We start from the raw sequence: 14,425 nt of genomic DNA on the forward strand, positions 1-14,425 counted from the left end.
TGTTACATGTAATTATTACGAATATAATATCCCATTAATCGTAAAAATTACTTTTACCTAGACGAATATATCCGCTTTTTAAAGCAATGTCAATCCTGAATTTTTTCAGACCTTGCAGCGTTCCCTCTTTTATACTACAATTTAATTCGTAATAATTACGCTTTCAATACATACATAGTAAAGGAGTCCTGCAATGAGTAAAGTGCCTGTGATCGTAATAAGCGGATTTCTAGGCAGCGGCAAAACGACCCTGCTCGTTCATATGCTCCAAGAGGCTGACGCCTTGGAACTCTCGCCTGCTGTTCTCATGAATGAACTCGGGAAACAAGATGTTGACGGGCACCTTCTGCAGTCCGCATCTCCGGATCTCAACATGGCCAAACTGCTGGATGGCTGCATCTGCTGCAGCAAAAAAAGCGATATTTCCGCATCCGTTAAACAGTTGATCGTTCGTAATCCCGATGTCATTCTCATTGAACTTACCGGTGTTGCTAACCCCGAGGAGATCGTCGATGCCCTGACGGAGCCTTCCCTGCTTCCTTATGTCAAGCTTCATCAAGTTATTACCGTGCTTGACGCTGAACATGTGCTCGAATATAACAGTATATTCGCATCGGACCGGGAACTCGTCCACACAATTAGAAGACAGATGGAAGTGGCCGATCTTCTGGTGCTCAATAAAATCGATCTCGTATCTGATAAACAATTGAAGTCTAGCGAAAAAACAATTCGTAAATACAATGAACGTTCCATATTATTGAACACGGTTCATAGTCAATTTGATTTAAACTATATTTTCACGGGTCTAGCATCCAGACATTCGCAGCCTCCAAGCTCACTTCACTTGAACAAAAACATGCGGTTTCAATCCGTAAAACCATTCCAAGCGACGAGTCATCCATCCAAGCAACCCGCATCTTTCTCCCGCATACAGACCCTTTCCATCCCTTTAGAGGAAGGGCATATCGTGACTAGACGCCTTGTGGAGCATTATTTGGCTAGGTGGGGACGAACGCTGCTTCGGGCTAAAGGATATTTGCGAATCGGCCATAAGCGCGAGCCTTTCCTTATGCAATTTGCAGGTAAACGAGTCAATTGGGAACCTATCGATTTTCAAGATGCGCCCTATATCGTTCTCATAGGTCTTGATTTGGATGTAGAAACCATTGAGGATGACTGGACAAAGTGTCTGGTGGAATCTCAGGCATCCATTCATGATTCGTAAGGAGCTGCCCCCATGCCAAGTACCGTTTTTCGAGCGAGCCTACAAGCTCTAGCCGTTATTTGCTTCTTGCTCCTAATTCTTATCTTCCTGAACAGAGACGTACCGTCTTTCGTTCTTCAAACCGAGCAAATTCAATCATTCAAAACGATTTTTATAAGCATCCTATTAGATGCCCTTCCTTTCATTATCTTAGGCGTACTGCTGTCGTCGCTGCTGCAAACGTTTGTATCTGAACAAACGATTCGCCGAATCATTCCGAAGAACCCCGTCCTTGGCATTGTGTTCGCCTGTTTACTAGGCATCCTGTTCCCCATGTGTGAATGCGGGATGATTCCTGTCGTGCGAAGACTGATTCTCAAAGGCATGCCTGTTTACATTGCTGTCGTTTTCATAATAACCGGCCCGATCATTAACCCCATTGTATTTGCAGCAACATTCATGGCATTTCGCAGCCAGCCTGCTATTGCCTATTCACGCATGGGACTTGCTTTTGCCGCTGCAGCGATCATCGGCCTGCTCCTCTACCGGTTCCTGAGAAGCAGTCCGCTGCGAAACAGCCGCACGAACTTTATGAATCCAGATGAACACCAACATCAAGGGGGCGGGTTCGCAAGCCGAATAAACACCTTTTTCGTGCATGCGTCCGATGAATTTTTTGAAATGGGGAAGTATGTGGTCTTTGGTTCCTTGCTTACCGCACTGATCCAAATTTATATGCAGCGCGAAAGCCTGCTCGCCATCGGACAAGGCCCGATCAGCTCTCACTTGTTTATGATGGGTTTCGCCTACATCCTATCTTTATGTTCAACCTCGGATGCCTTCGTAGCTTCCTCTTTTCAAACATCGTTTACGCCAGGCTCCCTGCTAACCTTTTTAGTGTTCGGTCCTATGCTGGATTTCAAAAGCACGCTCATGCTGCTCTCCGTGTTTAAATCCAAATTCGTCATCATTCTCTCTCTATTAATCGCAGCCACTGTTCTTACCTGTTCGCTGCTTCTGGAGCATTTAGGGTAACTCTATCTTAAGGAGAAATGCACATGGATCAAATTCGCGTCATCAGCTTTCATTATTTCACTCGAACATTGATTCTTCTCGGATTTTCCAGCTATATCGTAGTCCTGTCCAAGTCGGATGCTCTGCAATATTACATTGCACCGCGAATGATGATCTATGTGAAACTGGCAGCCGTCATCTTGTATATCATTGCCTGCTTTCAAGGCTATATGGCAATGCGAGCTTACTGGGGGAAACCCGTATCGTGTGCATGCGAGCAGCCGCAAACCCGTGGGGCTATACGGAACACAGTTGCATATGGACTATTAATGCTTCCGCTGTTCATCGGCTTCTTGCTGCCGGATACAGCTCTAAACTCTGCGATGGCTGCTGCCAAGGGAATGAATCTTTCTGCAGCTCAATCAAGCATTGCAAAGTCTGCCGCAGACGCAGGTGAACTCCCATCCGCCCCGTTGCAGACGACGGTCCCGGCGCCTTCGGCAGCTCCCCCTGCTTCCCAACCGGATAAGCCGATAACTGCGAATTCGGATGCCGACTTGCAGGCATTGTTTCCTATTGATAATGAATGGGACGAAGATTTTGCCAAGGTAGGCATGATCCTTTATAAGAAGGATACCATCGTCGTTCAACCCGAAGTTTATATGGAAATACTCTCCTCCATCGACTTGTTCAAAAACAATTTTATCGGTAAAAAAATGGAACTGTCCGGCTTCGTCTACCGGGAAGACGGGATGACCAGCAGCCAATTTGTCGTCGGCCGATTCGCTGTGAGCTGTTGTTCCGCGGATGCTACCCCCTACGGAGTTCTGATCGACTTTCCTTCCGCCCAGACATATCCCAAAGACATGTGGGTCAAGGTCACCGGAACCATTCATAACGGCAGCTACAATGGCAACGATATTTTCATGATCAAGGCTAATCAAATTGAGAAAATCGCTCCTCCTAGCGAGCCCTACGTGTACCCGAACTTCGAACCTCTTAAAGTGCTCACTGATCATTAGACCCGGCTGCCGCCTGTCAACCGAAAGAAAGAGGAGCTGCATCCCTGCAGCTCCTCTTTCTTTCGTTGCGTACTCGTTAAGTACGATTGGAAACTTCCTTCTCCATGATAAAATCATCCATGACGTATCCGTTCCCGATATCCGCCATTTGTTCCCGCACGGTTCTGAAACCTTTGCTCTCGTATACCCCAATGCTCGATTCGTTATGACGATTGACCGTCAGCCATATATGGCTGAGGCTTCGCTGTTGGCACAGCTGCTCCAGGAAAGCCAATGCTTGGGTCGCATATCCGTGTCCCCGGTGCTCCTTGGCTATATAAAATTTGCTCAAGAAGAGCTTCCCCTCGACGGGTTTGACGGCCATATATCCGACTGCTGCGCCCTCTTGTTGGATGAAGAAATATTCGTAACCTTGGTGATGAATTTGATCCGTCATCGCAGGTACCGATTGGAACTTGTCAATCATGTAATCAATCTGTTCGATGGTAATCAGAGTTACATAATATTCGCGCCATATGGCTGCAGCCAATCGAGCTGCTTCTGCGATTTCCTCCGGTGAGCTGATCATTGGGAACATTAGCTTCATGACCTATACCGCCTTTTCTCGTTCTCTCGCTTCATCCTTTTAGAATAACATAGCGACCCGATCTGCGAAACTGTCAATCCCCCTACGAATGAAAAGAAAAGATCCCCTGCGACGGGGATCTTAGGAGCGCCTCTTTAGTGCGACGGCACCCAGCCTATAATTTGCAAAATAGTAATGACCACCTCGATGACGATGAGGATCACGACAATCCATTCCACGAACAGCCCTCTAATCGAGTGGCTGATGTTCGAAAATCCCTCCATTATATGGTACAAAATATCCGTTTTACTTTTGAGAATTTTATAGCGATCATTCAACTCAAAAAAGTTCATCATCCCGTCGTAAAATTCGCTTGCCGCGCTATGCGTCCACGTCAGATCAGGCTTATCCAAAATCATGATATAAGCTAATGTGTTGTATTCATGCCTCACGATTTTCGCAGTCGTTCTTGCCAGTTCTTTGTTGCCGACCCGAAGCTTCCCTTTCTCCAGCCGGTCAATCATCAGCTCCAGATTATCCTGGATTTTGCCGAGCTGTTCCTCAATCTTCTCAAGGGCTACCGATTTGGCCAGCACGGTCGAGATCAGCTCGGGAAGGAAATACTCATACTCGGCTACAACGACATATTCGTCGGTTAATCCCATATGATCCACTTCACCGACATGCAGACTATAGTCGTCCGTATATTGCTTCGCCTGAGTCAAATCGAGATCCGGTTCGAACGATTGCAGAAATTTCAAAAAGTGTTGAATCTCCGACGTTTTCGAATGATTGACAAAGACGACACTGCCGAATGAAAATACCATTACCTGCTGTAATTCGTCAATCTCGGTTTGATAAATGTTTTTCAGAAAGCTGTTCCGGATGATCAATGGCTTTTCCCATGTATATTTTTTAGGAATGCCGCAGTGAATGGCAATTTTATTGAGGTCGATTTCATTGGCAACGGCGGCTGCCTTGAATGTAATGTTTTTCATAGAACTCCTATTGTAACCGTAATCTAAAGAAAAGTACTTCACTGCTACTCAGTCTTAACGGAAATAAGCCGTTCTAACCCTCATCGTCCTCGTCAGAACAACAAAAAGGATCAATTGCAAGGAACGCAACTGATCCGTAAGTTTTACATCTATTCGGCCACGAAAGGACTGACATGGACGGCGCAAACCTTGAAGCCTGGCATTCGACACGTCGGGTCCAAAGCATCGTTCGTAATTTTGTTGACGTTCTGCGTGTTCCCCCAATGCATCGGGACGAAAACGGTATCCTCACGAATGTCGCTGCTGTAACGGCACCGCACATAGATTTCCCCCCGCTTGGATGCCACCTTCACTAATGCAGCATCTTCAAGGCGGTACTTTCTCGCTGTTTTCGGGTGAATTTCCATGAACGACTCGACATCTCGCGCTGCCAATGAATGGCTTCTTCTTGTTTGCACACCTGTCAAGTAATGGGTAAGCACACGGCCTGTGGTCAAGTATAAAGGGAACGCATCGCTAATACGCTCTTGTGGCAAATGGTTCGCCACCGAAGTCAATAGCGCTTTGCCGTCCGGCAGCGGGAACGAAGCTTCGAACAAGCGGCGCTGCCCCGGGTGCTGCGGCTCCGGACACGGCCAGTAGATGCCCTCCTCTTGGCGCAGACGCTCGTAGGTGATGCCGTAGTAATCCGCAACACCTCCTCGGCTTGCCAAACGGAGCTCGTCAAAGATGTCTTCGGCATCTTGATATTGGAATAACGAACCCCTCCCCAAGGAGCCAGCCAACTCGCATAATATTTGCCAATCATGCTTCACCTCGCCCGGAACGGGCTGGGCCGATTCTCTCAACAGCACACGTCCTTCCAGATTGGTGAGTGTTCCCCCGTTTTCCAGATAAGTGGAGGCAGGCAAAATCAAGTCAGCAAGCTGCGCGGTTTCCGAAAGGAGGAAATCGGCGACAACGAGGAAATCAAGCTTTTTCAAGCCCTCTTCTACAAAATTGGCATTCGGATTGGATACGATCGGGTTGGATCCCATGACGAACAAGGCGCGAATCTCCTGCTGGTGTACCAATTCCATCATCTCATAGGCGGAGACGCCTTTCCCCGGAAGCTCGTTCGGATCAATCCCCCATACACCCGCTACATAAGCTCTGTCTTCCGGATTCTCGATCAGCCGGTACCCCGGCAATTGATCCGCCTTCTGGCCGTGCTCCCTGCCGCCCTGACCGTTCCCTTGTCCGGTGACGGCCCCGTAGCCGCAGCCCGGCTTGCCAATTTTGCCGGTGAGCAGAACGAGATTCAAGAAATTACGAACCGCCATATGCCCGTCTGTCTGCTGCTCGACGCCTCTGGCCGTGAACACCATGCCGGTCGCCGCTCTCCCGTAAGCCAATGCCGCTTGTCGGATTAACGTCTCAGGTACCCCCGCTAACTCGCTAATCTCCTTCATATCAAGCGATTCCAGGTGGGTTTTGAGCTCTGAGAAGCCATTCGTCCGGTGGTCGACGAAGTGTTGATCGACAAGCCCTTCTTCCAACAGCACTTTCAGCATGCCGTTGGCCAAAGTCGCATCCATCCCCGGTTTAACCCGCAAATGCAGATCCGCTATCCGTGTAGTCCCGGTCTCCCTCGGATCGATGGCAATGAGGAAGGCGCCTTTCTCTTTTGCTCTTGTCAAATAAGGCATTAAAGTCGGCTGGCACTCGGCAATATTCGTTCCCGCCAGTAGAAGGCATTCCGCCATCTCGATATCGGACAGCTGGTTCGTTAAACCGCGATCGATTCCGAATACCTTTACGCCAGCCGATGCAGCTGCCGACATGCAAAATCTTCCGTTATAATCGATGTATTTGGTTTGAAGGGCAACGCGCGCGAACTTGCCCAACAAGTACGCGGATTCGTTCGTTAAGGAGCCTCCGCCATATACACCTACCGAATGTTGGCCATATTGATCACGAAGGTTATGGAAATTACGCACGATATGCGCATAGGCGTCCGCCCAAGTAACTTGGACAAACTTGCCATCAATCTTCATCATCGGATGCAAGATTCGCTCGGCAGTGAGCGCATGCTGATAGGCATTCATCCCTTTGATGCATAACCGTCCCTCCGAAGCTTGATTCGGCTTCGGAACTACGCTGTAGGACGGCACGCTGCCTGCTGCCGCCACCTCTTCAATGACTTGCATTTTGCACTGTACGCTGCAAAATGGACACTGCGTGTCCATGACACGCTTCACACCTTTTGGTTCCGCAATTAGACTCATAGACTCACCTTATTAATGCAGCTGCTGGCTGCGTATTTGCTTGATGATCCGTAGATACGGCCGTTGCCAGACGCATTCTGGCCAGTAATGCTGCACGGAGATAGGGGTTAAACAGCCCTTCGCGCAGCTGCACGATGCCTAATCGCTCAACCCATTGCGCCGACGTTTCACCGTAATTGGCCTCTTCCCTGTACCACTGCAGGAATGCCGCCGACATCTCCAACACCGCCTCCTCAGAGGACTCCATACATAGCAGCTCGCCCTGCCGGAGCTTAGTTCCGGAGCTGCCGCCGACGTAGATTTCCCATCCGCCCGGGCTGCCGGCAATGCCAAGATCTTTGGCCAGCGTGCCTGCCCGGTGCAGAGTGCTCGCAGATACGGCGACACTGACGAGAGAAGGCATTTGCAAATGTTCGATGGCCTGCTCCAGCCTTGCGCCCAAACGAACGGAGTCTTGAAGTGCGCTGGTATCATAGCCTATACCCGCGCAAGTGGAGACAGCCGGAATTAATTTGCCATAGAGCGGCAAAGCGGCAGCAGGCTGCCCAAGCTCAGAGCGGATGGAAGCGACATGAGACTCTTCGATGCCTAGAAGGTTCAAATGCGTCCCGCTCGTCAGCTTCGCCAGCGGAATCTCGTATTTGTCGATGACGTCCGCGATCTGTCTTAGCTGAGCAGCGTTCGTCACACCGCCATACATACGAGGAATGATGGCGGTGGTGTTGTTCGCTGCCGCGCTCGCAGCAGCGTCTGTCCCCCGGGCATCGGCTTCCCGCGCCAGCCCGATGTAGTAGTGCAAAGCCGGACGGCATATCGCACACCCGTCCGACAGCCACCCCAGCGCCGACATTGCTTCGCGCGCTGTACCGAAGCCGGAGCTGCGCACGGCTGCGCGCAGCTCTTCATGACTGTGCGACGTGCAGCCGCACACCGTTGCTTTCTGTGCGGCAGGCGCATCCTTGCTCTGCAGCGCCAGCTTCAGCATCGCGGATACGAGCGGCTTGCAGCCGCCGCATGTACTCGATGCCCGCGTGCATGCGCGAACGTCCTCGACCGTCTCGCAGCCGCCCTCAAGGACCGCATCCATGATCGCGCCTTTGCTCACGCCGTTGCAGGAGCACACCGTTGCCGTTAGCGGCAGCGATTCCGCAAAGGCATCGTCCGCGCCGCCGGCTGCCGACTGCTCCTCCAGAACGGAGACGTCCGCCTGCCGTTTAATATACCCGAGCAGCTTATTGCCTTCGCTGCTGTCGCCGAACAAGACGGCACCGACGATTTTATTGTCACGGATTGCAATTTTCTTATACGTGTTGCGAACGCCGTCAATGGCTTTTACCGCCGTCGTAATCTCGGCATCGCGAATTTCGCCGGCAGAGAATACTTCTACACCGGATACTTTCAGCTGCGAATACAGAATGGACCCTTCATAAGGTTCAGTATCGAGGCCGCAAATTGTTCTCGCAAGCACTTTGCCCTGCTCATATAAAGGCGCAACCAGACCGTACACCATGTTGCGATGCTCCGCACATTCCCCAACCGCATAAACGCCGGGAACATTCGTTTCCATATAATCATTGACCATGATCGCACGATTGGTCTCGATGCCGCTGTCCGCCGCAAGCTTGATATTCGGGCGTACCCCCACCGCGATAACGATTAAGTCGGCTTCCACCTTGCTTCCATCCTTGAACAGCAGGCCTTCCACGCGCTTCTTGCCGAGAATTTTCTCCGTTTGCTTCTCGAGAAGGAACCGCATGCCTTGTTTCTCCAGCTCTTTGCGAAGCATGCCGGCGGATGTCGGCGTAAGCTGGCGTTCCATCAAATAATGAAAAATGTGTACGACATGCACTTCCATACCCAGATTCAACAATCCGCGCGCCGCCTCCAACCCAAGCAAACCTCCGCCGATCACAACGGCTTTCTTGTACGACTTGGACGCTTCCAACATTTTGTTGCAATCGTTGATGTCCCGGAATGCCGTAACTCCCGGTTTATCCGCTCCGGGCAGCGGCAGCATGAAAGGCAGTGAACCGGTTGCCAGGATAAGCTGATCGTAAGCGACGATTCTTCCTGATTCACTGATGACTTTACGCCCCGCCGTATCGATTTGGATGACCGGATCTCCTGCATACAGCGTAATGCCGTTATCTTGATACCACTGCCAATCGTTAATCGTAATATCCGCGATGGACGTATCCCCTTGAAGCACCTTGGACAGCATAATGCGATTGTAATTCGGATGCGGCTCGCTACCGAATATCGTGATTTCGAATCGGTCTGGCGCAAGCGCTATAATCTCTTCGATGCAGCGGACTCCGGCCATACCGTTACCGACTAGTACAAGTTTCTGTTTCCCCATGTATGATTAACCCCCACTCACTTTCCCATGTGCTGCAGATGGGATTCATCCTTAGAACGCACTGCGGTTATGCCGCAGTGCTCTGTTTATGTAAGGCCAGACGTTTGGTTGCCAGATTCATCCATAAACAGACGAAAGCAAACACCATGAGCAGGATGAATCCGAGCGTATACGTCCCCGTCCAATCTTTAATCAGGCCGAGCACGATCGGCGGAAAAAATCCGCCAACGCCGCCGGCGGCACCGACAATCCCGGTCACGGCTCCCGTGTTGCCCGTAGATACCTCCGGCACCATTTTGAACACAGCCCCGTTGCCGATACCCAGTAAAGCTGCAGCGGCCAAACAGCCGGCGCTGAAGGCAGCGAACTGATGCAGCGATGCGGCCATGGTCAGCGAAGTGGCGATGAGACCGGTGAAAACGAACACCAGCACTTTGCGTGAACCGGCGCGGTCCGCCATATAGCCCCCCAAGGGGCGAATCAGCGTTGCGATAACGACAAAGCCCGCTGTCTTCAAGCCCGCATCCGTGGCGGATAATGCAAACAGCTCCTTAAGAAATGTCGGCAGGTAAGCTCCGAATGCTACGAAGCCGCCGAACGTTAGGAAATAAAATATCGATAAGTACCACGTGGATTGTTCTTTAAGAACGACCATCGATTGCTTCAATGTTTTGGGCTGCGCCGGAGCAGGCAGATCCTTCGCGCCGAGCAGGAAGACGACCGCTACGGCAATGATCATGATCGCTAAGCTCCAGAATACCCAAGGCAAGCCGAAGCGGTTGAACACGATGGGCAGCGTGTAGCTGGCAACCGCTCCGCCCAGGTTCCCGAGCCCGGCTAGCCCAAGTACAAGGCCTTGGCGTTCCGGCGGAAACCATCTGGAGACATAGGTCAAGGAAATCGCGAACGTCGTACCTGCCATCCCGATGAATACGGCGCACAGCAGCAGCCACCCATACGACTGCACCCAACCGGCCGCTCCCAGTGGCAATGCAAGAAACAGCATCGTGATCGTGAATACGCGTTTACCGCCGAAGCGGTCCGTATAAATCCCCATTGGAATCCGCAGGATTGAGCCTAGCAATACCGGCGCTGCGATCAGCAAGCTTTTCTGTATGGTACTCAGCTGGAATTGTTCCTGAATCTGACCCGCAATCGGCGAAAATACGCTCCAAATGATGAAGGAAGCCATCATGGCAAATGTCGAAAATCCAAGCGCTAGATAAGATCCGTTGTGTCGCATATGACGTATCCATTCCCGGCTAAGATGCCAGAATACTTTCTTCTGGAATGTGCAAATACATCTCTCCGCTCGCCTCGTCGATCTCCACTTGGAACGAAGTTACACAGCCGTCATCCGGCGCTTGAACGAGTCCGTCATGCAAATCGATCTTCCAGTCATGAAGCGGACAATACACATGGTGATCGCAAACGATTCCTTCGGAAAGCTTACCCGCTTTATGCGGGCAGCGGTTCTCGATCGCCTTCACGACACCGTCGGAGAGTTTGAACACGGCGATCTCCAAGGTCCCAATACGAACCACGCGCGAGCGTTTTACAGCAATCTCTGACATATGGCCAACATGTACCCGTTTCATAGACGTCATCCTTTCTTATTTCAAAATCGTCTCAGCCGCTTGTTCCTCCATCGGCAGGAACGTTTGGCGCAGCGATTGCTGCTCAATAATTTCTTTCCAAGGATCTTTCATTAAGCTTAGCGTCTTATTAATGCGTGCATTCAAAGCATCTCGATCCGCCTTGTTTTCCAAAGCTGCTTTGATCGTGTCTAAGCCGATACGTTCCAGCCACTCGGATGTTCGTTCATTATACTTGCCTGTCTCGCGGTAATATTGCAGGTAAGCCCCGGACCACTCCAACACTTCCTCTTCCGTTTTCACTTTGCACAGCAGGTCGGTTCCGCGAAGCTTCGTTCCGCCGTTGCCTCCGACATGCAGCTCCCAACCGCCATCGATGGCGACGACGCCGAAATCCTTGATGGTGGCCTCCGCACAATTCCGGGGACATCCGGATACGGCCATCTTCACTTTAGCCGGCGTATACAAGCGTTCGAACTTTTTCTCGAGCTGAATGCCCATGCCGATCGCGTCCTGCGTGCCGAAGCGGCAAAATGTCGAGCCTACGCACGTCTTAACGGTGCGCAGCGATTTGCCGTAAGCATAACCGGACGGCATATCGAGATCCGCCCACATGCCCGGGAGATCTTCTTTCTTCACGCCGAGCAAATCGATGCGCTGGCCCCCTGTGACTTTCACCAGCGGCACCTCGTACTTCACGGCAATTTCCGCGATTTTCTTCAAATCCTGCGGTGTTGTGACGCCTCCGTACATTCTAGGTACAACCGAATATGTGCCGTCTTTCTGGATATTCGCATGATTGCGCTCGTTCACGAAACGGGATTCTCGCTCGTCTTCATGCTCTTCCGGCCATACCATGCCCAGGTAGTAGTTGAGCGCTGGGCGGCACTTGGAGCAGCCCTCCGTATTCGACCATTCGAGCACGTTCATCACTTCCTTGGTCGTCGTCAGCCGCATGGAGCGAATGGCTTCGACAACTTCATCGCGACCAAGTGTCGTACAGCCGCAGATTCCTTCTTTGACGGTTTGGACTCCGTCGGCGCCGAGGACATAGGTCAGCACGTCGGCGACAAGGGGTTTACACCCTCCGCAGGAAGCGGAAGCTTTGGTGCAGGCTTTGATATCATTGACGCTGGAGCAGCCTTTCTCCTGAATGGCACTCACAATCGCTCCCTTCGAAACCCCGTTACAGCCGCAGACGATTTCATCGTCGCTCATGGCCGCAACCAGCTCTGCGCCCGACTTCGTCTTACCTCCGGCTTCGCCCAGCAACACCGTCTTTTCTTTGCCGGTCACGTCCTCGCCGCCCCGGATCATCGCGAACAGCCTGGAGCCTTCGCTAATGTCGCCGAACAACACAGCACCGATGACTTTGCCGTCACGGATAACGACCTTCTTATAGATGCCTTCGAAATCATCTTGAACGCGCACCGCCCGTGTTCCCGGTTTATCCGCATATTCACCGGCGGAGAATACGTCTACTCCGGACACTTTCAGCTTCGTCGAGACGACCGATCCTTGATAGCCGTCGGTACGAACGCCTGCCAGACGCTTGGCGAGCACGGCCCCTTGCTCATAGAGCGGTGCGACCAAGCCATAAGCAACTCCTCGATGTTCCGTGCATTCGCCGATGGAATAAATATGCGGAACGCTCGTTTCCATGAAATCGTTGACTACGATTCCTCGATTGATCTCGATGCCGGCGCCTTTGGCAAGAGCGACGTTCGGGCGAATTCCGACAGCCATTACGATCAGATCGGCTTCCACTTCCGTACCGTCGGTAAACCGGAGGCCGGTTACGCGCTTTTTACCCAAAATAGCCTCGCTGTTCTTCTTCAGCAGAAATTTCATGCCTTGTTGCTCCAGTTCTTGCTGAAGCAGCATCGATGCGGTTCGGTCCAGCTGCAGATTCATTAAATACTCGTTAATATGAACGACCGATACGTCCATGTTCAGATTCAGCAGCCCGCGCGCCGCTTCAAGTCCGAGAAGTCCGCCGCCGATCACGACGGCCTTCTTATATGTTTTGGCGGTTTCCATCATCGCCTCGCAATCCTTGATGTCCCGGAAGGCGATAACGCCTTCCTTGTCTGCGCCGGGCAGCGGAAGCATGAAAGGCAGCGAGCCGGTGGCAAGGATCAATTCATCGTAGGACACGGTAATTCCGCCATCCGTGCTGACCTGCTTGCGGGACGTGTCAATTTTGTTGACACTATGTCCCGTATGAAGCGTAATATGATTCTCTTCGTACCAGGACCAATCGTTAATGACAATATCCTTCATATCTGCATCGCCGGCTAGCACGGATGAAAGCAGAATGCGGTTGTAGTTGGGATAGGGTTCTTTACCAAAGATTGTGATCTCATATTGGTTCGGGGCAAGTTTGAGCAGTTGCTCGAGGCAGTTGACTCCAGCCATTCCATTACCGACAAGTACAATTTTCTTCTTCATATTGCTACACGCCCCTTATTCAGATTAGATAACATCTCATGTTAATATTATTGAAAAACATCTAAGAGCAGTTGAAAAATGAACTATGTGTAATGATTTCTGACACGATTGCTTGTTACTACTATACTTCTCTTCGCTGTACTTTTCAACAAAAATTTGGATATTCATTGTGAATTCGTACAGACACCCAATAAAAGACGAACATTAACTCGTTATCTTCAATTTATTATTCGTATTAATTAAATATCATGAAGGTCACCCTTCCATTCCACAAGAAATGTTTCCTGACATGAATTACTAAGAATCTAACACAATCCAACCTGCCCTTCAAGAAAAATATATCGCAGAACGATTTAATTATATAGAATTTTATGGTAAGCTATAAGAAATCGTTATTTGTTATCACCTTGTACGTTAGTTTATATTACATGTAACGAAAGCGATTCGCTTTACACTCTCAAACAATGGAGGAATTCCTATGATTACAATTCGCCGATACTCTGCACTGGACACGGATGATTTATGGAGAATTCATTTACTCGTCATTTCCGAAGCCAATGTCGAGCCTACGCATCAGCATTATCACGACATCCTCCACATTCCTGAACAATACTTGCTGAATGGCGGGGAATTTCTAGTCGGCATGGATGACCGCGGCGTCATTCTTGCCATGGGAGGCCTTAAGATTCTCGAGAACGGTAAAGCAGAAATCAAACGGCTTCGCGTGCACCCAAGCTACCAGCAGAAAGGCTACGGCCAGCAGATTCTCTCTCGCTTGGAAGCGAAAGCCAAGGAGCTCGGCATCCGCCACCTCATTCTCGACACGCTGAATAATCAGCTGGGCGCCCAGAAGCTTTTCGCCAATAACGGCTATCAACAGAAGGGTCCCGCGATCATCGACGGCTTTAATGTCCTGTTATATGAAAAAGTTCTCGCCTAACCTAGCATCT

The 14,425-nt window shown here is 50.7% G+C and carries 11 protein-coding genes; 4 read left to right on the plus strand and 7 right to left on the minus strand.

Going from position 1 to position 14,425, the window contains the following annotated elements; genetic code table 11:
* Positions 1 to 193: 193 nt before the first annotated feature.
* From J2X61_RS29435 to J2X61_RS29445, 3 genes are read left to right on the plus strand one after another with little or no spacing between them, the layout of a single operon-like run.
* Positions 194 to 1,225, plus strand: a complete 1,032-nt coding sequence (locus J2X61_RS29435; RefSeq protein WP_310193158.1) for a CobW family GTP-binding protein — start codon at positions 194 to 196, stop codon at positions 1,223 to 1,225.
* Positions 1,226 to 1,237: 12 nt separating this feature from the next.
* Complete coding sequence (locus J2X61_RS29440) at positions 1,238 to 2,239, plus strand: permease (protein ID WP_310193162.1); 1,002 nt, start codon at positions 1,238 to 1,240, stop codon at positions 2,237 to 2,239.
* A 23-nt stretch (positions 2,240 to 2,262) separates the two neighbouring features.
* Entirely contained in the window at positions 2,263 to 3,240 is a 978-nt protein-coding gene (locus J2X61_RS29445) for a TIGR03943 family putative permease subunit (protein ID WP_310193165.1), read from the plus strand.
* A 76-nt stretch (positions 3,241 to 3,316) separates the two neighbouring features.
* Here J2X61_RS29445 and J2X61_RS29450 read toward each other — a convergent pair whose 3' ends face one another.
* The 7 genes from J2X61_RS29450 to nirB (J2X61_RS29480) all read right to left on the minus strand — a co-directional run bounded on the left by J2X61_RS29450 (position 3,317) and on the right by nirB (J2X61_RS29480) (position 13,475).
* The gene (locus J2X61_RS29450; RefSeq protein ID WP_310193168.1) at positions 3,317 to 3,826 is read right to left on the minus strand and encodes a GNAT family N-acetyltransferase; all 510 of its coding nucleotides are present in this window, start codon (positions 3,824 to 3,826) and stop codon (positions 3,317 to 3,319) included.
* 134 nt (positions 3,827 to 3,960) lie between these two features.
* Complete coding sequence (locus tag J2X61_RS29455; RefSeq protein ID WP_310193171.1) at positions 3,961 to 4,803, minus strand: RMD1 family protein; 843 nt, start codon at positions 4,801 to 4,803, stop codon at positions 3,961 to 3,963.
* Between the two features lie 149 nt (positions 4,804 to 4,952).
* Positions 4,953 to 7,070, minus strand: a complete 2,118-nt coding sequence (gene nasC / locus J2X61_RS29460; RefSeq protein ID WP_274471530.1) for an assimilatory nitrate reductase catalytic subunit NasC — start codon at positions 7,068 to 7,070, stop codon at positions 4,953 to 4,955.
* Positions 7,071 to 7,074: 4 nt separating this feature from the next.
* On the minus strand, positions 7,075 to 9,429 hold the full coding sequence (gene nirB, locus J2X61_RS29465) for a nitrite reductase large subunit NirB (protein ID WP_310193175.1): 2,355 nt from the start codon (positions 9,427 to 9,429) through the stop codon (positions 7,075 to 7,077).
* Positions 9,430 to 9,496: 67 nt separating this feature from the next.
* Positions 9,497 to 10,672: an MFS transporter gene (locus J2X61_RS29470; RefSeq protein WP_274471527.1), complete on the minus strand. Its 1,176-nt coding sequence runs from the start codon at positions 10,670 to 10,672 to the stop codon at positions 9,497 to 9,499.
* Between the two features lie 19 nt (positions 10,673 to 10,691).
* Complete coding sequence (nirD, locus tag J2X61_RS29475; RefSeq protein ID WP_274471525.1) at positions 10,692 to 11,027, minus strand: nitrite reductase small subunit NirD; 336 nt, start codon at positions 11,025 to 11,027, stop codon at positions 10,692 to 10,694.
* Positions 11,028 to 11,042: 15 nt separating this feature from the next.
* A complete protein-coding gene (gene nirB, locus J2X61_RS29480) occupies positions 11,043 to 13,475 on the minus strand; it encodes a nitrite reductase large subunit NirB (protein ID WP_310193180.1) in 2,433 nt (810 codons plus the stop codon).
* Positions 13,476 to 13,953: 478 nt separating this feature from the next.
* On the opposite strand from nirB (J2X61_RS29480), the gene J2X61_RS29485 reads away from it, so the two are divergent.
* The gene (locus tag J2X61_RS29485; RefSeq protein ID WP_274471523.1) at positions 13,954 to 14,415 is read left to right on the plus strand and encodes a GNAT family N-acetyltransferase; all 462 of its coding nucleotides are present in this window, start codon (positions 13,954 to 13,956) and stop codon (positions 14,413 to 14,415) included.
* Positions 14,416 to 14,425 lie beyond the last annotated feature (10 nt).

It is taken from the genome of Bacillus sp. 3255, from assembly GCF_031456485.1.
Classification (GTDB): domain Bacteria; phylum Bacillota; class Bacilli; order Paenibacillales; family NBRC-103111; genus Paenibacillus_E.

Excerpts from the sequence above, each read along its gene's own strand:
- nirB (WP_310193175.1), bottom strand. The coding sequence starts at position 9,429 with ATGGGGAAACAGAAACTTGTACTAGTCGGTAACGGTATGGCCGGAGTC.
- nirD (WP_274471525.1), bottom strand. The coding sequence starts at position 11,027 with ATGAAACGGGTACATGTTGGCCATATGTCAGAGATTGCTGTAAAACGC.
- J2X61_RS29450 (WP_310193168.1), bottom strand. The coding sequence starts at position 3,826 with ATGAAGCTAATGTTCCCAATGATCAGCTCACCGGAGGAAATCGCAGAA.
- J2X61_RS29435 (WP_310193158.1), top strand. The coding sequence starts at position 194 with ATGAGTAAAGTGCCTGTGATCGTAATAAGCGGATTTCTAGGCAGCGGC.
- J2X61_RS29470 (WP_274471527.1), bottom strand. The coding sequence starts at position 10,672 with ATGCGACACAACGGATCTTATCTAGCGCTTGGATTTTCGACATTTGCC.
- J2X61_RS29455 (WP_310193171.1), bottom strand. The coding sequence starts at position 4,803 with ATGAAAAACATTACATTCAAGGCAGCCGCCGTTGCCAATGAAATCGAC.
- J2X61_RS29445 (WP_310193165.1), top strand. The coding sequence starts at position 2,263 with ATGGATCAAATTCGCGTCATCAGCTTTCATTATTTCACTCGAACATTG.
- J2X61_RS29440 (WP_310193162.1), top strand. The coding sequence starts at position 1,238 with ATGCCAAGTACCGTTTTTCGAGCGAGCCTACAAGCTCTAGCCGTTATT.
- J2X61_RS29485 (WP_274471523.1), top strand. The coding sequence starts at position 13,954 with ATGATTACAATTCGCCGATACTCTGCACTGGACACGGATGATTTATGG.
- nasC (WP_274471530.1), bottom strand. The coding sequence starts at position 7,070 with ATGAGTCTAATTGCGGAACCAAAAGGTGTGAAGCGTGTCATGGACACG.
- nirB (WP_310193180.1), bottom strand. The coding sequence starts at position 13,475 with ATGAAGAAGAAAATTGTACTTGTCGGTAATGGAATGGCTGGAGTCAAC.